Below are 18,935 nucleotides of genomic sequence, written 5' to 3'. Positions count from 1 at the left end.
GCAGCCACGCGGCGCCGCGCGCCCGCACGCCCGCCCGCTGCGTTACATCCTGACGATATCGAGCAGCGCCTTCCTGCCGCTCTTGTACGTGAACACCGAAATCGCGCCGTGCTTCAGATCGCCCTGCGGCGTGAAGCTCGTTTCGCCGATCACGCCGCGATAGTCGGTGGCCGGCATCGCGGCGAGCACCTTCGCCGGATCCGTCGAGTTCGCGCGCTTCATCGCGTCGACGATGATGTACACCGCGTCGTACGAGAACGGCGCATACACCTGCATCGGCTGGTGGTAGCGCGCCTCGTAGCGCTTCGCGAACGCCGCGCCGCCCGGCATCTTCTCGAGCGCGATGCCGGCTTCCGAACACACGACGTTGTCCGACGCCGGGCCCGCGAGCTTCGGCAGGTCGGTCGAGCACACGCCGTCGCCGGCGAGGATCTTCGCGCGCATGCCGAGCTGGCGCGCCTGCTTCGCGAGCGGGCCGCCGGTCGCGTCCATCCCGCCGTACATGATCGCGTCCGGGTTCGCGCCCTTGATCTTCGTGAGGATCGCGCGGAAGTCGATCGCCTTGTCGTTGGTCGCATCGCGCGAGATCACCTTCATTCCCGCCGCCTTCGCCGCCTTCTCGAACTCGGTCGCGAGACCCTGCCCGTACGCGGTCGAATCGTCGACCACGGCGACCGTGCTGATCCCCATGTGCTTCGCCGCGTACATCGCGAGCGCCGGCCCCTGCTGCGCGTCGGTCGCGACGACGCGATAGGTCGTCCTGAAGCCCTGCTGCGTGTACGCCGGGTTGGTCGCGGCCTGCGAGATCTGCACGACGCCGCCGTCGCGATAGACGCGCGACGCCGGAATCGACGTGCCCGAGTTGTGATGGCCGACGACGCCGACCACCTTGTCGTCGACGAGCCGCTGCGCGACCTGCGTCGCGGTGCGCGGGTCGCCCGCGTCGTCCTGCGCGTCGAGCTGCAGCGTGACCTGCCGGCCGCCGATCACGAGCCGCTTCGCGTTGATCTCGTCGATCGCGAGCCGCGCGCCATTCTCGCTGTCCTTGCCGAGGTGCGCGATCGCGCCGGTCAGCGGTGCGACGTGGCCGATGCGCACGATCTCGTCCGCGTGCGCGGGCAGCGCCGACAATGCACATGCCAGCGCGGCCGTGACCGCGCATGCCGCCTTCTTCTTCCGATGCCGATTCATGTTCGTCTCCTTGGTTGTCGCTGTGGGTTCGTGATCAGGACCGTCGCCGATGCAGCCGAAGCGATACGCTCACGCGCGCCCTTCGAAGCCGAGCAGCACGTTCACCGCGTTGATGCCGATTTCCTCGACCATGTAGCCGCCTTCCATCACGAACAGCGTCGGCAGGTTCAGGCGCGCAAGCGCTTCGCCGATCCGCAGGTAGTCCGGCGAGCGCAGGCGGAAATGGCTGATCGGATCGTGCTCGAACGTGTCGACACCGAGCGACACGACCAGCAGGTCGGGCGCATGCTTCGCAATCGCGGCCGCCGCGTGGCCGAGCGCCGCCGCATAGGTGTCCCATTGCGTGCCCTTCGGCAGCGGCAGGTTCAGGTTGAAGCCTTCGCCCGCACCCGCGCCGCGCTCGTTCGCGTGGCCCGAGAAGTACGGATACGACACGGCCGGCTCGCCGTGGAGCGACGCGAACAGCACGTCCGAACGGTCGTAGAAGATGTCCTGCGTGCCGTTGCCGTGGTGGAAGTCGACGTCGAGCACCGCGACGCGCGCCGCCCCGCTCGCGATGCCGTGCTGCGCGGCGATCGCCGCGTTGTTCAGGTAGCAGTAGCCGCCCATGTACTCGCGGCCCGCATGGTGGCCGGGCGGGCGGCACAGCGCGAACGCCGCGCGCGCGCCGCCGTTCGACAGCAGGTCGGCGCCCGTGAGCGCCGAATTCGCGCTCGCGCTCACCGCGTCCCACGTGCCGGCGTTGATCGGCGCGCCGGCGTCCATCGCGAAGAAGCCGAGTTTGCCGTCGATGAAGTGGGGCAGCGTCGCGGCCGACGGCATCGCGCGCACCGGCCACACGAGCGGCAGCGCCTGACACGTGCGGCCGGTCGCGGCCCATTCGTCCCAGGCGCCGGCGAGGAAGTCGACGTAGCGCGCGCTGTGCGCGCCGGCATAGCTCGCGCGGTCGAACGCGCGCGGCGCGATCACGTCGCCGAGGCCTGCCGCGCGGACCTGCGCGAGCACCGTCTCGGCACGAAGGGGGTTCTCGAACGAATCGGTGATCGCGCCGTCCTTCAGTTCGACGCCGCGATGCAGATGGTGATCGCTGCTGTAGACCGTGAGCATGGTTGACCGTTGCAGTGAAGGCTGTGGGGGTGGCAACAGTCTATTGACGCCGTCCGGCAATATCTTTGCTTTCCGCTTCTTCGTTTCGTACAATTTTGAGAAAACCGTCTACGGAGACGCGGGAATGAGCAAAAATCGTGCTTCGATCGAACTGGACGGCGTCGACCGCGCGATGCTGCGCCTGCTGCAGGAAGATGGCGCGCTGTCGAACGCGACGCTCGGCGAGCGGCTGTCGCTCAGCGTCACGCCGTGCTGGCGGCGGCGCAAGCGGCTCGAGGACGAACGCGTGATCACCGGCTATCAGGCCAACCTCGACCGCCGCGCGCTCGGGCTGAACGTGTTCGCATTCGTGCAGGTCACGTTCAACATGCATTCGGACCAGGATTCGGATCACTTCGAGGACGTGATGCGGCGCCACGACGAAGTGACGTCGTGCCACAAGATCACCGGCGCGGCCGACTACATTCTCCAGGTCGTCGCCGCCGATCTCGACGCGTATGCGGAATTCGTCGAACGCGTGCTGCGCAAGCAGGCCGGCGTGTCGTCGATCCAGTCGAGCCTCGCGCTGCGCGAGGTCAAGTTCTCGTCGCGCGTGCCGGTGCCGGATGCGTGATCGCCCGTTCGCCCGCGCGCGGGCATCCGCTGTCGAGCGTCAACCCATGGAGCGCTACCCGATGAAATCCTTTACCCCTTCGGTGTCGATTGCCGCGACGATCGCCGTCGCACTTGCACTGGGCGCGTGCACGACGCAACCGCCTTCGCCTCTTCCGCCCGATGTCGCCGGCCGAGACACGCAGACTGCCCAGGCGACACCGCCGATGGTCGGCGGCGATCGCGATGCGCATGGCTGCATCGGCTCGGCCGGCTACGCATGGTGCGAGCAGACGCAGCAATGCGAACGTCCGTGGGAACTCGCGAAGCTGAAGGGCTTCGCGAATTCGGCGCAGGCGTACGAGCAGTTCTGCCGCAACACTTCGGCGAAGTGACGGAGCCGCGGCGCGAAGCCGCGACGTCCGGATGAAGTATCGATGCGGCGTTCGCGACGCTCGGAGCGCTCGCGTCGCCCGTTGAACCGCCGCATCGGCGAAGCGACGCATCGGCATTCCATCGCTCCTTCGTTCGTTACGCCGTTGCGTCGCTGCGCATCGGTGCGGCGCATGCCGCTCGCGTGTGTCCCGCCTCTTTGCTTCCCGCCGATTTTGCCGTTTTGCGCCCCGTCGTTCCGGAAAGCCGGACACACACAAAACCCCACGAAAACAGGGATATTTCGCGCGTGCGACACCGTACCCGAGTTCGGTTATATTACGCGCCCCTTGCCGTCCCGCCCCCGCCAAACGCGTTGCGCGCAACGACTTCCGGCACTGCCTGAAGTGCCGTGCGGCGAGCGCTGCCGCACGGGTCCGCATGCGTCGCGCGCAACCGCGATGCATGCGTCCGCACGATCGCAGGAAGCCGATCCGAAGGTGTCCTTTGCAATACCTTCGCGTGCGCAAATGCAACAGCGAACGCGGCCGATCCGGAATTCCGGATTCGCGGTCCGGATCTCCGGATACGAAACCCGGCCGCGATCCGGCGCGCCCGGGCGAGACGGCAAACCGATGCATCCAAGTTGAAAAAGGGATCTGCTGTGATCAAAACGTTACGGGTAATACTGTCGGCGCTCGCGCTGTGCATCGCCGCGTCGTCCGCGCACGCCGCCGATACGAAGAAGGTCGACGTCCTGCTGGTAGGCGGCGGCATCATGAGCTCGACGCTCGGCGTGTGGCTGCACGAGTTGCAGCCCGACTGGTCGATGACGATGGTCGAACGCCTCGACGGCGTCGCGCTGGAAAGCTCGAACGGCTGGAACAACGCCGGCACCGGCCACTCGGCGCTCGCGGAACTGAACTACACGCCGGAGAAGGCGGACGGCCAGGTCGACATCTCGAAGGCGATCGAGATCAACGAGTCGTTCCAGATCTCGCGCCAGTTCTGGGCGTGGCAGGTCCGGCAGGGCGTGCTGAAGAACCCGCACTCGTTCATCAACTCGACGCCGCACATGAGCTTCGTGTGGGGCGACGACAACGTCCGCTTTCTGAAGAAGCGCTACGACGCGCTGCAGGCGAGCCCGCTGTTCCGCGGGATGCAGTATTCGGAAGACCACGACCGTATCAGGCAGTGGGTGCCGCTGATGATGGAAGGCCGCGATCGTTCGCAAAAGGTCGCCGCCACGTGGACGCCGATCGGCACCGACGTGAACTTCGGCGAGATCACGCGCCAGTTCGTCGGCTACCTGAAGGCGCAGCCGAACTTCACGCTGTCGCTGTCGAGCGAAGTGCGCGAGATCGCGCGCAACGCGGACGGCACGTGGCACGTGTCGTGGGTCAAGCTGCATTCCGATGAACCGCCGCAGGCCGTCGACGCGAAGTTCGTGTTCATCGGCGCGGGCGGCGGCGCACTGCATCTGCTGCAGGCGTCGGGCATTCCCGAGGCGAAGGACTACGGCGCGTTTCCCGTCGGCGGCTCGTTCCTCGTGACCGACAATCCCGAGGTCGTGAAGCGGCACCTCGCGAAGGCGTACGGCAAGGCGTCGGTCGGCTCGCCGCCGATGTCGGTGCCGCACCTCGACACGCGGATCATCGACGGCAAGAAGATCATCCTGTTCGGACCGTTCGCGACGTTCTCGACCAAGTTCCTGAAGAACGGCTCGTACTTCGACCTCGCGAAGAGCACGAACCTGCACAACGTCGCGCCGATGATGCGCGTGGGCGTCGACGAATTCCCGCTCGTCCAGTATCTGGCCGGCCAGCTGATGCTGTCCGACGACGACCGCTTCAATGCGCTGAAGGAATATTTCCCGGACGCGAAGAAGGAAGACTGGCGCCTGTGGCAGGCCGGCCAGCGTGTGCAGATCATCAAGCGCGACCCGAAGAAGGGCGGCGTGCTGAAGCTCGGCACCGAGATCGTCAGCGCGCAGGACGGCAGCATCGCGGCCCTGCTCGGCGCGTCGCCGGGCGCATCGACGGCCGCGCCGATCATGCTGAACCTGATGCAGAAGGTATTCAAGGACAAGGTCGCGACGCCCGAATGGCAGCAGAAGATCCGCCAGATCGTGCCCAGCTACGGCACGAAGCTGAACGACAGTCCGGCCAAGGTTGTCGAGGAATGGACGTATACGAGCGACGTGCTGCAGCTGTCGCCGCCGCCGAAGATCGACATGGCGGCGCCGTCGCAGGCGACGGGCGCGGCGCCGGCGCCCGCGGCGAAGGCGTCGGCGGACCTGGCGCTGTAACGCGCGCCCGGCCCCGGTTCATCGCGTCGCACGGCCGCCCTTCGGGGCGGCCGTTTTTCATGGCGGGTGCGGAGGGGCGCGACGTGCTTCGGCGCGCGGCGGTGTCATAGGCTCTACATCGCAGGACGCACCGATGTCGCGTGTCCGCCGCCGGTTGGCCGCTACCGCGTTGCCCGCTGCCTACCACCGGCCGCCTGCCGACCGCTTCGTAGCCGGTCGCACCGCGGCTGGTCGCTCCGCCGCTGGTCGCTTCGCAACCGACAGCCCTCACGCTCGCCCGCTACGGGTTGCCGGCTGCCGGTCATGCTCGGCCGGTCGTCCGTCACGGCCGCCCGCCAGCGGTTCTGCGCTGCCAGCCCCGCTACCGCCCCCCGCATCCGCTAGAATGCGGGCACGCGCGACGCCGTCGCCACCCGATCCACCATCCGCATCGACGCGGTCCACGCGACCGCCGGTGCGGCCCGCGCCCGAGCCGCGCGAGCGCCGCACCTCGCTGCCGCGCCCGCCGGGCGCGCCACCAACCGAATTCAGCTGGAGAATGACCGTGTTTACCTGCCGAAACCAGAGCTGCGGCACGCAGTGGGAGACGTCCGACGTCGTCATCAAGGACGAAGGCCAGGGGCTGCTGTTCCGCTGCCCGCTGTGCGGCGCCCGCAACTATCTCGAACGCTTCGAAGACGACGAAGGCAATGTCGTCTACGAGCAGATGGAAGGCCGCCCCTACCTCGGAGACCTGTCTTGACGCAATCGACCGCCACGCCGTTCAGCGCGCTGCCGCTGACGCCCGCCGCGCTCGCGAACCTCGCGCAGCTCGGCTATGTCGACATGACGCCGATCCAGGCCGCGAGCCTGCCGATCGCGCTCGCCGGCCATGATCTGATCGCGCAGGCGAAGACGGGCAGCGGCAAGACCGCCGCGTTCTCGCTCGCGCTGCTGGCACGGCTCGACCCGCGCCGCTTCGACGTGCAGGCGATGATCCTGTGCCCGACGCGCGAACTCGCCGACCAGGTCGCGCAGGAAGTGCGCCGGCTCGCGCGCGCCGAGGAAAACGTGAAGGTGCTGACGCTGTGCGGCGGCACGCCGATGCGCCCGCAGGCGCAGAGCCTCGAACACGGCGCGCACATCGTCGTCGGCACGCCGGGCCGCATCATGGATCACCTCGATCGCGGCAACCTGAAGCTCGACGCGCTGAACACGCTGGTGCTCGACGAAGCCGACCGGATGCTCGACATGGGCTTCTTCGACGACATCGCGAAGGTCGCGCGGATGTGCCCGACGACGCGCCAGACGCTGCTGTTCTCCGCGACCTATCCGGACGGCATCGCGAAGCTGAGCCAGCAATTCCTGCGCAATCCGAAGGAAGCGAAGCTCGAGGAACGTCACGACAACAGCAAGATCCGCCAGCGCTTCTACGAAGTGACGGACACCGAGCGGCTGCATGCGGTCGGCCAGTTGCTGAACCACTACCGGCCCGTCAGCACGATCGCGTTCTGCAACACCAAGCAGCAATGCCGCGACCTGCTCGACGTGCTGCACGCGCAGGGCTTTCACGCGCTCGCGCTGCACGGCGAGCTCGACCAGCGCGAGCGCGACCAGGTGCTGATCCAGTTCGCGAACCGCAGCTGCTCGGTGCTGGTCGCGACCGACGTCGCCGCGCGCGGGCTCGACATCGCGCAGCTCGAGGCGGTGATCAACGTCGACGTGACGCCCGACCCCGAAGTGCACGTGCACCGCATCGGCCGCACCGGCCGCGCCGATCAGGAAGGCTGGGCGTTGAGCCTCGCCAGCATGGACGAGATGGGACGCGTCGGCGCGATCGAGCAGGCGCAGAAGCGCGAAGTCGAATGGCATCCGCTCGCCGAGCTGAAGCCAGCGGACGACAGCGTGCTGCTGCCGCCGATGGAAACGTTGCAGATCCTCGGCGGGCGCAAGGACAAGATCCGCCCGGGCGACGTGCTCGGCGCGCTGACCGGCGACGCCGGGTTCGACGGCAAGCAGATCGGCAAGATCAACGTGACCGAGTTCTCGACCTATGTCGCGGTCGAGCGCGGCGTCGCGCGCGATGCGCTGCGCAAGCTCAATGCGGGGAAGATCAAGGGCAAGCGGGTCAAGGTCCGGTTGATGGACGAAGAGTAAGCGGCCGCGGCGCGGGCGGTCGCCGCACCGTCGCGCGCCCTCTGCGTCACGCGAGTTCGGGATAGCCGTGCGCGACGGCTTCCCGCTCGAACAGCGCAATCGTGTCGTAGTCGGCCGGCGACAGCCGGTCGAATCCCTTCAGCCTCAGCACGCGCGCCCGCTCCGCATCGGCGGCAGCCGCGCGATCGAGCGCGTCTTGCAACGCGGCGACCTTCGCCTCCGGCAGCGCCCGCGATGCGACGAACGGCAATCCCGGCGCGGATGACGTCACGCCGATGATCCGGATGTCCTGCAGCAGATCGGGCAACGCGTCGCGCACATACGCGAACGTCACGCAGTCGATCGCCGCGCAATCGGCATCGCCGTCGACCAGCGCCCGCAGCACGTTCAGATGCGAGCCGAACGACTCGACCGACCCGAAGAAACGTCCGCCATGTGCATGCGGAGCAATCGCATGCCGGAACGCGTTCATCCCGCTGTGAGAATCCGCGCCGTTGAATGCGGCCCGCAGGCCGCGGCAGGCTGCCAGCGTCGTCGCGCCGCCTGCATGTACGCGCGCGGACACCGCCAGCACGCTGCTGTAGCGCGCGCCATCGCAGCCGGGCGCGTCGAAGACCGGCGTCGCGAGCAAATGCACGGCATCGCGCAAGCCGAGCATCCGGTACGGATAGCCGCACGTCTGCGACAACAGCAGATCGTCGCGCCGCCACAGCGTGTGCAGATCGCCGAACGGTTCGTCGAGCAACCCGACGCCGGCCGGCCCGCCAGCACGCGCAAACGCATCGAGCGCGTCGCGCAGCAGCGCACGCCACAGTGCGGCGTGGCGCGGCGTCACGTTGTACATCGGCAGGGCGGCGATCCATTGGCTCATGCGCGCATTCTACGCATCGGTCGCGCATTCGAGGAAGACGGTTCGCGCGCATTTCGGGTGAATCCGGTTCCCATTCAAGGCTACCCATGCTTATCGGCGGCGCACCGATAAGCAAATGCAAATTGCTTGGTTGGCGTGAGTGCGCGGCGCGGTTAGCGTTCCAGTGTCGTGATCGTTTCGCGCGAGCCGCGACATCTGTCGGCCAATCGCATCGCGCCCCAACCGGCGCGATCGTCCGCTGTCCGTCTTACACGTATCGCCCGTTTCATCCCGCCCCAGCATCATGGCCGAATACTTCGACGTCGACCACGCGCGCGCGATCGCGACGCTCAACGCCCGCTTCACCGCCCGCACCGAGTGGCCGACCTGGCTGCTGGTCGTCGCGATCTACGGCGGCTGGCTCGCCGTGCTGCTGCTCGTGCGCGCCGGGCACCTGTCGCTCGCGATGGCGACGCCGCCACTGATCCTGCTCGGCGCGTGGCACATGTCGCTGCAGCACGAGTTGCTGCACGGCCATCCGACACGCTCCGCGTTCGTGAACCGGTTGCTCGGCTATCCGCCGTTGACGATCTGGTATCCGTACGCGCTCTATCGCGACACGCACCTCGATCATCACCGCGACGAGGACCTGACCGTTCCCGGCGTCGACCCCGAATCGAACTACGTGTCGCGCGAGCAGTGGGCGCGGCTGCCGCGCTGGTGCCGCATGCTGACGGTTGCGCGCACAACCTTCATCGGACGTCTGGTAGTCGGGCCGCCGACGAGCATCGCCGCGATGTTCGCCGACGCATTCCGCACGCTGCGGCGCGGCGACTTCCGCTACCTGCGGATGTGGGTGACGCACGCCGTATGCGTGATCGCACTGCTCGCATGGCTGCAGCGGACAATCGGCGTGCCGTGGTGGTACTACCTGCTGGCCGTCACATGGCCCGCGCTGTCGCTCGCGATGATCCGCTCGCTGTTCGAGCATCGCGCCGCGCGGCACCCGAAGGCGCGCATCGCGATCAATGAAGCCGGTTTCGCGATGCGGCTGCTGTACCTGAACAACAACTATCATCTCGTTCATCACGACCTGCCGAGGCTGCCGTGGTACGACCTGCCGCGTGCGTACCGGATGCGGCGCGATGCGTATGCGGAAAAATGCGGCGGTTTCGTGATTCGCGGCGGCTATCGCGAACTGCTGGCGCGCCATGCGTGGACGCCGACCGATGCGCCCGTGCATCCGTTCGATCGTGGCACGGCGTCGTTGTCGACGGGGAGCGGTGCGAAGGTCGCCGCGGTCGACGGGTATCTTCAGATCAGCACGTGAACCGGTCGATCGGGCAGGCTTCCCCGCGAAGCTGCCTGATCCGTCGGCGGGCCCGCGAGGCGGGGAGTCAGCTCGGCGCGCATTTCTTACGAAAAGCCGACGATACCAGCTCGTCATCGGCGAATTGCCAATTCCATCGGCATTGCCCAGAATGACGACTCGTCCGGGGCTTCCAACAATCATTCGCCCCGGCTCAGTTCTTTGGCCGCGCGCCGCACTCCCCTACGACGATGCAACCGAACACTTCGCCCGGCGCGATCCGCTCGATCGGCAACGACTGGTCCGTCTCCGCGATCACCGCGGGCTTTCTCGCGGTGCTGATTTCCTATGCGGGGCCGCTCGCGATCTTCTTCCAGGCGTCGCAGGCCGCGCATGTCTCCAACGAGATGGTGACGTCGTGGGTCTGGGCGATCTCGATCGGCGCGGGCATTTCCGGCCTGTTCGCTAGCTGGAAAATGAAGGTGCCCGTCATCACCGCATGGTCCGCGCCCGGCACCGCGCTGCTCGTCGGCCTCTTTCCGCAACTGACGCTGAACCAGGCCGTCGGCGCGTACATCACGGCCGCGGTGATCATCCTCGTGATCGGCATCACCGGCTATTTCGACCGGCTCGTGCGTCACATTCCGCGCGGCATCGCGTGCGGGATGATGGCCGGCATCCTGTTGCCGTTCGGGATGCACGCGTTCTCCGCCGCGACCGCACAGCCGGTGCTCGGGTTCGGGATGATCGCGGCATACGTGATCTTCAAGCGCCTGCTGCCGCGCTACTGCATCGTGCTCGTGCTGCTGACGGGCGCCGCGCTCGCGACGTTGCTCGGGATGGCGCATCTCGGCAACGTGTCGCCGAGCATCGCCCGGCCGGTCTTCATCGCGCCCGAATGGACGCTCGGCACGACGCTCAGCCTCGCGCTGCCGCTCGTCGTCGTCAGTCTTACCGGCCAGTTCCTGCCGGGGATGACGATCCTGCGCGTGTCGGGCTATCACACGCCCGCGCGGCCGATCATCACCGCGACGAGCGTGATGTCGCTCGTGGTCGCGTGTTTCGGCGGGATCACGATCGTCGTCGCCGCGATCACCGCGGCGCTGTGTACCGGCAAGGATTCGCACGAGGATCCGGACCGGCGCTACATTGCCGGTATCGCGAACGGCGTGATCTATCTGATCGGCGGCCTCTTTGCGGGGACGATCGTCACGCTGTTCTTCGCGCTGCCGAAGGCGTTCGTCGCGATTCTCGCGGGGCTCGCGCTGATCGGCGCGATCGGTGCGAACGTGCACGGGATCTTCGAGGACGAAGACCATCGCGAAGCATCGGTGATCACGTTTCTGGCGACCGCATCGGGGATGACGTGGCTCGGGCTCGGATCGGCGTTCTGGGGGATCGTGGTCGGGTCGGCGGCGTATGGGGTGTTGAGTTGGGTGCGGCAGCAGCGGGGTGATTGAGCGCGCTCCTCGCTCAGTTCGATACAGTCAATTCGACACGACGACTCCTCGACCTTCCTCGTGTCGCACTGTTGTCGGCCAATGGATCGACACCGCTCTGGCCATTCACCCTGACGAGTTCCATCGGCACGTCGGCCGCCATGAAATCCGTGCGACCTAATGGGCACGAGCTTCAGAACGCGCCCATTGTCGACGGTGGAGCCGTTTCGCGAGCGCTAACTCATAGTGAAAATGGTTGATGTCGGCCGAGCGCGATCGAGGTATTCAGAGCAGTCGTGCATATATGTTGCCTCGTCAATGCTCCACCCCCAATTCAATCTGGTTACCCGTCACGATGAGCTTCACGGGATCTGCCTTCTTCCACTGCGACTTCGGAATCACCAGTTGCCACGTGGCACCGCGCTGATCGCGGAAAAAACCCACGACCCCCACGGCTTGCACCCCGTCAGCCATCGGTGCCGACAGCTTTACCGTCGAGCCGGACCCGAGCACGGCTTCCATGCTGCCGGCAAGATCGGCCTTCAACAGCATACGATCATCGGCAAGTAACTGACCAGAGGTCGCTTTTTCAAAGGCCTTCGTATCCGTCAATTGATAGACGCGTAGTACGACTGGCAGCGACTGGCCCTGCTCGTTCTGGTTCAATGCGGCTCGGCTTTCGATCACAAGATTCATCTGTTTCACCTTGGTGATGAATACCGCACGCGTTGCGCCAACGGTCATTTCCTTGACCGACTGCCACGTGCCACAGCCGGAAAGCAGCCCGGCAACTGCCACCCATGTACCTGCGAGCCGGATTCTGCGCAGCGTGCGAATCGTATGCGTTGTCACAAACAGTCTCCCGTCTTGACGGCACGTGGATAACGATGGACCGGCCCACCCACACCTTCAAATAACACGAGCCGTACTGCGTAATGGAAGCAGGCGTAGCGGCCGACGAAGCAATTCAGCACATCGCCGAATAACGCGACATCGCCCGGACCGGTGAAGCCCGATGGCTCAATGCCTACGTTCACATTCACGATCCTTTCGACTCGCATACCGGCGATTTCCGTATCTTCGTCCAGCCATACATGGTGGATCGCCTCGATACGCCGTTTGTTGTCGTTATGCGGGGACCAGTTGTACAGCATCAGCGCACCGCGCAGCACGTTCGCATCCATCATGTTCAACTCGGTCGATCCAGCCGCATTGAAGTGCGAGACCACCTTCCAGTCGTATCTTTCGCCACGCGGCGGGTACAGCGGCATCGTTGGTGCCGTGAGATTACGCACCCGTTCGACACCGGTGAACGTCGATACCGGCTCGGTAATCATTGATTCACGCAACGCCATATGCGGCAGACGGCCATTATTTGCGAGCACTCGGACCGTCACGTGCTCGTCTGGCAGGCTGCCGGGTTCATCCCACAATTGCCCGCCAAACGTCATCCACATTTCACGCTGTCCAGTTACGCCATGGCGAATCGATGAATGGTAGTAACGCTCCGGCGACTCGTAGCGCATCATCCCGCCACGGTGCCGGAATTCCTTGAACGACTGGTATTCATGCCGCATTGCGTTGCGCGGATCGGCTGCCACAACCGACAGCGTGTCATAAGGCTCGATATGAGCGCCAGCCGACGCGGGCGGGCGTACGGGATAGTCCCGGTCATGCGCGTTGGGCCGAATCGCCTCTGCGTCCAGTTCGAACAGGTTGATCACCGGCGTGCAGAACAGGCGGACGTTGTTCGCGTCGAACGTCAAATCACCGGCAATTCGGCCGTTAAGCACGGTCTCGAATTCGATGCGCATTTCGCCGGACGGCACACTCGCCGCGTTGAATCCGCAGAGATCAACGAAGTGGAATTTTTCCGGGAACGTAAAATACTCAAGCATTGTCTGCTCGCGATCGAGTTCGGCGTCGCGCGCGTCACGATCGACCGGCCACAGCCGGGTATCTGGCCCGAAGCCGGCCGCCTCGAAACGCACTTCCGGCTGCGGCTGCAATTGCCCGTCGAGCACGCGCGGCATGCGTACGCCGATCGACTCGACCTGTCGTGTGAAGACTGCATACAGTGCCGATGCGGTCGGCCGGTCTCCATGGAGATACAGGCGGATGCGCGACAGATCGTCCAGCAGGCGCTGCTCGCGATGCAGCAGATTGAACGCAAGCCAGATCACCGTGCGGCCATCCTCGCGCATCCGCACGCCTGCGTCACAGACTTCAAGCGGCAGCAGATGTACCGGTTGGGTGGTGCGATAAACGCATACCGTTCCGTCGGCACCGATCGGCGTCGAGCGCACCTGCAGGCCGGCCGGCAGGGTATCCAGAATCCGTGCCTCGCCCGCGCGCGGCTCGCACTCGAGGATCGCCAGCGACGGAATCGTGCGGCCCGCATGCGGCCACAGGTGGTCGATCAGCGGATCAGTGATTTCCGGCAGTGCGTCATCGAGTTTCATTCGCAGCCGGCTCGCGAGGAACGCGAAGCCCTCGTAGACTGCTTCCACGCGCTCGTCCCGCGCGCCGGGCATGGTCATTCCCAATTGGCGCGCGACCTGCGGTTGTGCTTCTGCGAATTCGGCGCCCGCTTCGCGCAGGTAGCGCATTTCAGAATCGAAATACCACAGGAGCAGATCGTCCTGCGGGACCGTCTGCTCGTCATCCGGGCGATTGTTAATTCCTTGCGTAGCACCGAGACTTCTTTGGGACACCGGCGGTCTGTTCCTGCTTTCGTTCATGGCTGAAGCTCCGGTGGCAGGGGCGGTAATACCGGCGTGACGCCCGCTTTGCCGACGATAAAAATCCGCTCGGGCATCCGGAAACCTCGCAGCCTCAGCAATTCAAGAGGTCCTGCGCCGATTTGTGTGCGCATTACGTAGGACAACGGTTCGCCGTTCGCAATGTTCCACGTCAGCTGGAAGCGGGTGCTGTCAAGTTGCTTCATGTCGGCCTTGCCCAGAAGGCGCAGGAATGCCCAGTCGCCGGCCGAGTCGAACGCTTGCCGAAGGCCGGCATCGAGTGTCTGCCATGTCAGCCCCGCATGCCCATTCAGGCCGGTACCGGGCCACGCGAGCGGCGTCCAGTTTTCCTGCTGGTTGAAGTAGACGATCTGCTTGCCGTCAACCGACAGTTCCGAGCGTGTCACATTGGGCGTGGGCAGTGCCATCATCTCGAAGCGCTCGCTCGCATCGCCCTGCATATAGAGCTGCGCGCCAACGGTCGACAATTGCCGGATGCCTATCAGGAACTTCGGATCGAACTGCAGCGCCTGCGGCGCCAACTCGTTCGGCGTCCAGTGATCGCCCTCGAGCTTCAGCACGCCGGCGAGCTGCGTGACAACGAAGCGTGCAATCAGGCCAGTGTCGGGCCGCACATAGCGCCCGAGTTCGGCAAATGACGCATCGGCGTTCGTGTCGAAGAATGGATACCTGCCGCTCATCGCCGCGTTGAACGGCGCCGCTACGCTCGTCCGCCACGCCTCGTTCAGGCTCGCCGCAGCCGGCTGCAGGATCGTCTGCCAGGCGGCCTCGAGCGGTTGAGCGAACCCCGCATCGCCGAAACCGGACCACGCCGTGCCGAGGCTCGCGGCTGTCAGCGCCGCGTCGTCGCGTGCCTGTGACAGTTCCGACAGCTTGCCCTGGAACACCGCCTGCGCGAGCGAGCGCGCCATCGCCTGCGCGTCAGGACTGCCTGCGATCTGCTGCAGCTTCAGGCGCATCGTCGTGACTGCGGTCAGATACCGCGACAGGCTCACGCCGTTCAGCGCGATGTTGGCGGCCACGTTGCCTCTGCCGCCTGCTGCCGGTACGGTGCCTGCGTCGCCCATCAGCGCGAGCAGCGGGCTGAATGGCTTGTCCAGCGGGTTGACGACCGGTGCGACCGCCTGATCGTCGCTACCGATCAGGCTCTGCGCCTTGCGCACCAGCGTGTCAGTCAGGGCCTGCGACGGCCGTCCGGCCTGTGCCTGGTATTGAACCGCCTTCATCAGTGCGATGAGTGGCGACGTTTGCGCGTCGGCGAGACGCGTCAGTTGCTCGATCGAACCGTTCAGGTTCGCCGCCGGCTGCCAGCGAACGCTGTTGAGCATGCGCTGCCAGACCGCCGTGTACTCGGCGAAGTACCGCGCTGTCAGGCGCTGTTTCAGATCCTCGGCCGCATGCTTTTCGTCGATCACGGCCGCGGTTCTAATCGCCCCCTGCGACAGCGCGTTGCCGATGTTCTGCGCAGGCTGGGCACCGGTCAGTACCCAGTCGCCGCTCACGCGCCGCGCGCTCGCAGCCTTGTCGATCGCCGTGGCGATCATCCCGTCCCACGCGGCACGCGTGTAGATGCCGGGCACGGTCTGCGAGGTCGTGAACAGACCACGAGCGTCCGCGCCGGCGAGCAGCGTTTGAAGCGACGCGTCGGCGTACTTGCCTTTCGCCTCTTCGATGATGCCCTGATAGACCGTGTCGTCGGCTGACGCGAGCCCCATTTGCGTGACCAGCATATTACGGGTCGACGTCACGAGACCGTCGTTCGTCGCGATGCGCCATTCAGGGTGCGCCTTGAGGTGATCGGCATAAAATCGCGCAAGCCGCTGGCCGGTGTCATCGCGCTCGCCCAAGGGCATTTCGACCGGGCGCGACCACAGGGACACCAGCATGCGCTTGAGGAATGCAGGTTCGGCACGCGACGGATCGCCCAGCATCAGGTATGTCTTGAGCGTGTTGTAGGTGCCGCTGCGCGTGTCCTGCGACTCGAGGCTATCGGCGCGCGTCTGTCCGGCTGCCTTGAGCAGGTCGCCAATTGTCCGCATGACTGGCGTCTGCAGGTTGCGGGTCGCGGCGATCCGGTATGGCAGCCAGAGACCGGCAAGTACCTCGTCGTTGCGCGAGAGGCCGCCGCGCAGATGCCACGGAGCGCCGTGCTGCTGGCGATACTCAAGCTTTTCGATCAACTGCTGCAACGCGAGTTGTGCGCGCCAGACCACTGCAGTCTGCGGCCGGGCCTCGACCGCGCCGTTCGCCGTCGCGCGCGCTTCGCGCACGAGCCGCTGGTTGCCGATGAACGAAACGGTCATCCACACGCACCACGCGACCGCAGCGACGGTTACGAAGCAGGCCAACGCGTTGGGCCAGTAGAAACCGACCCGCCGGCCGGTATCGCGCCGGCGCGCGATTGTTCGCCACGCGGGCAGGAGGGCGGCCGGCTGATTCCGGAACACTACCGGTTGCTGTGTCTCCGTCGACGCGACCGCCGACGCTTCTGCCCCCGCCAGCGCGATCGGCACCACCGGAACGGGCGTCGGCACAGCGACGGAAGTGTCGAAGACCGGCGCGAACATTACGCCGGTCAGCCGGGACCGACGCCAGTGCGAGGCGAATAGCGCATTCCAGCCCGAGATGATGCTTTCGCGCTGTTGGTCAATGTACTGGGAGATCTGGGCCAGATAGGTGATCCGTGTGGGCGTGGCGCAGAGCCGCACGCCAGCATCCGCAGTGAACCGCCCAATCGTGGTGAGCTGCTCGCGCAATGCCGAAGCCGGTTGTGTACGCGGGAGCGACGGACCAGGGAACGCGCCGATTGTCTCGAACGTCTCGGGGAGGCCACCCTTGGCCGGCACCGTGTGCAGAAGCGTGACGGGCGCAGCCCAGCCGAGATCCGTCGCGAGCGTGGCCAATGCGCGCGGCAGTTCGGTCTCGTGTGCGTTTGCATCAGTGACATGGACGACGCTGTCGACGGGACGTCGGCGGCGTAGCTGCCGGATCTGGCGGCGCCATTCTCCGGCATCAATGCCGTCCGGTGTCGCGTGCACGAGGATCGCGTCGGCAACGGGCATTACACCCGCGCGCTTCAGGCCGGGCGCGACATCGTCGATCAGGGCGTCCGTACCGTTCAAAAGCAGCCAACGTGTTCGGTAACGCCACCACCAGCCGCGCGTGGCGCGCAGTTCGTCACAGAGAGTCTGCAGGCGAGCGTCGCGTTTGAGCGTTTTCGTCTGCTTGACTGCGGCCCCCCGATCGCCGGCTTCAATGCGAAACACCCGCCCAACGAGGCGGTACGCTCCACCGAACAGCAGCCCTACGTGCAGCAGAAGCACCGCCACAAGCGCCAAGAAAATCCAGACTGATACGCCGAGCTTCGCCTCGCGCGTGAGCACGCCAAACAGGTCACCCTTGAACCATGCCAGCGCGAACGCGCCCCCGGCCAGGATTAGTGCCAGAAATATGGGGCCCCAGGCAAGCAGCCTGCTGGTGTCGGTCGACTCAGCCTCGGCCGTTCCGAGAATCTGCATGTTATTGCGAGCGTTCATCATCAGGTTCTTCGTAATTCATTCGGTCGTAGACGTGCAAGATCGCGGCCTGCGCGATCGACGTTGACGACGGGGCATGGAGGATCAGCTGGGTTCCGGCGGTCGCCTCGAGCGCCGCGGCAACCGACAACCAACCACCGGCTGCGCCAGCGTGCCCGATGAGAGAGTCGGGCCTGCGCTGGGTGTCCTGTTTCGCGATGCCCGCGAGGCCGGCGTTACGCAACGCCCCGAGCAGTTTTGTATCGTTCGATCCGTCCAGGCCGCTGGTCCACACCGTCGCGACGCTGGCGGAATCGGTTTTGCCCCACAGCACGCTGTTCGCCAGCACCGCATCCAGAGCGTCAAGCTCGTCGATGACCGGACGGTGCAGCAGGCCTAGCACGCTTATCGGTTCTGGCAACTGGAACACGCCCGGGCCGAGCAGCACGGCGACCGCGCCCTCGGTACTGCCCGGCGGTGGTACGTCATGCCATTCCGCTACGATGGTCAGCAACGGTCGCTGTTCGCGGGCATCCAGCCACGCATCTGCCACCATCAGACCGTCGGTGACCGGCACGGCAAAGCACTCGAGATCCGGCAGGCCGAACCATTGCAGTGCGAGCCCGACTTGCTCCACACGCACACTGGCCGTTTCGGGGGCTGCCAGTACGCGAATCGCAGGCGCGTACTTCACATCGTATTGCGAGAGCGCGCGCAGGCTGTCGGCGAGAGGTGCCAGCGCCTGTGTGATCATGCGCACGGCGGGCGACACGGTTGCACGGGGCTCCTGGGCCTCGAGCGGCGCGAAAGCCTCGACATGCCCGGCGTCAAGGCCCTCCGGCAGTTCGGTATCAAATAGCGCGGGCGCATCCGGGTCTTCGCGGAGCATGGGGTCGTCATCGGCAAAACGGTTGTGCACGACACGACCGGTGCCGCTACGAGGCACGCGGGCCTCCAGTAGTGACGTCTTCCCGGCGAATACCTCGCGTAGCGGCTTGCCGCCCAATGGCAAACAGTACCCAGCGCCGAGCACCTGCAGCGGCCGCTGCGCCGTAAGGATGCGGTCCCGGAGCCACGCTGCGCGATGCCTGTTACGGAACAGCGCGTGGAGGTAGTCCGCCTCATAGATCGTCCGCGCGATGGCGAGCGCCGCGAAAAACACCGCGTTCGGGATGCCGAACAGGCAAAGCCAGAACTGCGTGCCGCGCGCTGGCGTGCCCGCTGGCCACAGCAACAGCACCACCGCCGCGCCGAACCCGCAGCACAATAGCCAGCCAAGCAGCCACGGCCGGAAGCGCGGTCCGTGCGCCGGATACGCGGACGGAAGACCTGCGGGCGAGAGGTCGACGGGCATG

At 65.9% G+C, this 18,935-nt stretch carries 14 protein-coding genes; 7 read left to right on the top strand and 7 right to left on the bottom strand.

What is annotated here, in order from left to right; genetic code table 11:
* Window positions 1-42: 42 nt before the first annotated feature.
* The gene (locus Q3A80_RS06190) at window positions 43-1,191 is read right to left on the bottom strand and encodes a branched-chain amino acid ABC transporter substrate-binding protein (RefSeq protein ID WP_446328190.1); all 1,149 of its coding nucleotides are present in this window, start codon (window positions 1,189-1,191) and stop codon (window positions 43-45) included.
* 69 nt (window positions 1,192-1,260) lie between these two features.
* Window positions 1,261-2,298: a histone deacetylase family protein gene (locus Q3A80_RS06185; RefSeq protein ID WP_446328189.1), complete on the bottom strand. Its 1,038-nt coding sequence runs from the start codon at window positions 2,296-2,298 to the stop codon at window positions 1,261-1,263.
* Between the two features lie 124 nt (window positions 2,299-2,422).
* Between Q3A80_RS06185 and Q3A80_RS06180 the strand changes: the two genes are divergently transcribed.
* From Q3A80_RS06180 to dbpA, 5 genes are all read left to right on the top strand, one after another.
* Window positions 2,423-2,911, top strand: coding sequence for an Lrp/AsnC family transcriptional regulator (locus Q3A80_RS06180; RefSeq protein ID WP_446328188.1), 489 nt, complete (start codon window positions 2,423-2,425; stop codon window positions 2,909-2,911).
* A 61-nt stretch (window positions 2,912-2,972) separates the two neighbouring features.
* The gene (locus Q3A80_RS06175; RefSeq protein ID WP_446328187.1) at window positions 2,973-3,284 is read left to right on the top strand and encodes a hypothetical protein; all 312 of its coding nucleotides are present in this window, start codon (window positions 2,973-2,975) and stop codon (window positions 3,282-3,284) included.
* A gap of 641 nt (window positions 3,285-3,925) precedes the next feature.
* Window positions 3,926-5,569 carry a malate dehydrogenase (quinone) gene (gene mqo, locus Q3A80_RS06170; RefSeq protein WP_446328186.1) on the top strand — a complete coding sequence of 548 codons (1,644 nt, stop codon included), beginning with the start codon at window positions 3,926-3,928 and terminating at the stop codon, window positions 5,567-5,569.
* Between the two features lie 544 nt (window positions 5,570-6,113).
* Window positions 6,114-6,311 carry a hypothetical protein gene (locus Q3A80_RS06165; protein ID WP_040140903.1) on the top strand — a complete coding sequence of 66 codons (198 nt, stop codon included), beginning with the start codon at window positions 6,114-6,116 and terminating at the stop codon, window positions 6,309-6,311.
* Entirely contained in the window at window positions 6,308-7,705 is a 1,398-nt protein-coding gene (dbpA, locus tag Q3A80_RS06160; RefSeq protein WP_446328185.1) for an ATP-dependent RNA helicase DbpA, read from the top strand. The genes Q3A80_RS06165 and dbpA overlap by 4 nt, the downstream gene beginning before the upstream one ends.
* A 46-nt stretch (window positions 7,706-7,751) precedes the next feature.
* Here dbpA and Q3A80_RS06155 read toward each other — a convergent pair whose 3' ends face one another.
* Window positions 7,752-8,576: a phosphate/phosphite/phosphonate ABC transporter substrate-binding protein gene (locus tag Q3A80_RS06155; protein ID WP_446328184.1), complete on the bottom strand. Its 825-nt coding sequence runs from the start codon at window positions 8,574-8,576 to the stop codon at window positions 7,752-7,754.
* A gap of 283 nt (window positions 8,577-8,859) precedes the next feature.
* Here Q3A80_RS06155 and Q3A80_RS06150 point away from each other — a divergent pair, with 283 nt between their 5' ends.
* Together Q3A80_RS06150 and Q3A80_RS06145 are read left to right on the top strand one after the other, a co-directional pair.
* Entirely contained in the window at window positions 8,860-9,885 is a 1,026-nt protein-coding gene (locus Q3A80_RS06150) for a fatty acid desaturase (protein ID WP_446328183.1), read from the top strand.
* 230 nt (window positions 9,886-10,115) lie between these two features.
* Window positions 10,116-11,324 carry a benzoate/H(+) symporter BenE family transporter gene (locus Q3A80_RS06145; RefSeq protein ID WP_446328182.1) on the top strand — a complete coding sequence of 403 codons (1,209 nt, stop codon included), beginning with the start codon at window positions 10,116-10,118 and terminating at the stop codon, window positions 11,322-11,324.
* Window positions 11,325-11,618: 294 nt separating this feature from the next.
* Here the strand turns inward: Q3A80_RS06145 and tssJ are convergent, their stop codons facing one another.
* Genes tssJ through Q3A80_RS06125 form a run of 4 tightly spaced genes read right to left on the bottom strand, consistent with a single transcriptional unit; the run spans window position 11,619 to window position 18,934 of the window.
* Window positions 11,619-12,155, bottom strand: a complete 537-nt coding sequence (gene tssJ / locus Q3A80_RS06140) for a type VI secretion system lipoprotein TssJ (protein ID WP_446328181.1) — start codon at window positions 12,153-12,155, stop codon at window positions 11,619-11,621.
* On the bottom strand, window positions 12,152-14,044 hold the full coding sequence (gene tssF / locus Q3A80_RS06135) for a type VI secretion system baseplate subunit TssF (protein WP_446328180.1): 1,893 nt from the start codon (window positions 14,042-14,044) through the stop codon (window positions 12,152-12,154). Before tssF ends, tssJ begins: the two co-directional genes overlap by 4 nt.
* Entirely contained in the window at window positions 14,041-17,604 is a 3,564-nt protein-coding gene (locus Q3A80_RS06130) for an ImcF-related family protein (RefSeq protein ID WP_446328179.1), read from the bottom strand. The genes tssF and Q3A80_RS06130 overlap by 4 nt, the downstream gene beginning before the upstream one ends.
* The gene (locus Q3A80_RS06125; protein ID WP_446328178.1) at window positions 17,585-18,934 is read right to left on the bottom strand and encodes a hypothetical protein; all 1,350 of its coding nucleotides are present in this window, start codon (window positions 18,932-18,934) and stop codon (window positions 17,585-17,587) included. Before Q3A80_RS06125 ends, Q3A80_RS06130 begins: the two co-directional genes overlap by 20 nt.
* Window position 18,935 lies beyond the last annotated feature (1 nt).

This window comes from Burkholderia sp. SR8, from assembly GCF_052851275.1.
This window is presented reverse-complemented; position numbering and strand designations above follow the sequence as displayed.

Bases quoted from the DNA above. Each gene is read 5' to 3' on its own strand.
- Q3A80_RS06155 (WP_446328184.1), bottom strand. From the start codon at position 8,576: ATGAGCCAATGGATCGCCGCCCTGCCGATGTACAACGTGACGCCGCGC.
- Q3A80_RS06145 (WP_446328182.1), top strand. From the start codon at position 10,116: ATGCAACCGAACACTTCGCCCGGCGCGATCCGCTCGATCGGCAACGAC.
- Q3A80_RS06125 (WP_446328178.1), bottom strand. From the start codon at position 18,934: ATGCCCGTCGACCTCTCGCCCGCAGGTCTTCCGTCCGCGTATCCGGCG.
- Q3A80_RS06150 (WP_446328183.1), top strand. From the start codon at position 8,860: ATGGCCGAATACTTCGACGTCGACCACGCGCGCGCGATCGCGACGCTC.
- Q3A80_RS06185 (WP_446328189.1), bottom strand. From the start codon at position 2,298: ATGCTCACGGTCTACAGCAGCGATCACCATCTGCATCGCGGCGTCGAA.
- Q3A80_RS06130 (WP_446328179.1), bottom strand. From the start codon at position 17,604: ATGATGAACGCTCGCAATAACATGCAGATTCTCGGAACGGCCGAGGCT.
- Q3A80_RS06180 (WP_446328188.1), top strand. From the start codon at position 2,423: ATGAGCAAAAATCGTGCTTCGATCGAACTGGACGGCGTCGACCGCGCG.
- Q3A80_RS06190 (WP_446328190.1), bottom strand. From the start codon at position 1,191: ATGAATCGGCATCGGAAGAAGAAGGCGGCATGCGCGGTCACGGCCGCG.
- Q3A80_RS06175 (WP_446328187.1), top strand. From the start codon at position 2,973: ATGAAATCCTTTACCCCTTCGGTGTCGATTGCCGCGACGATCGCCGTC.
- tssF (WP_446328180.1), bottom strand. From the start codon at position 14,044: ATGAACGAAAGCAGGAACAGACCGCCGGTGTCCCAAAGAAGTCTCGGT.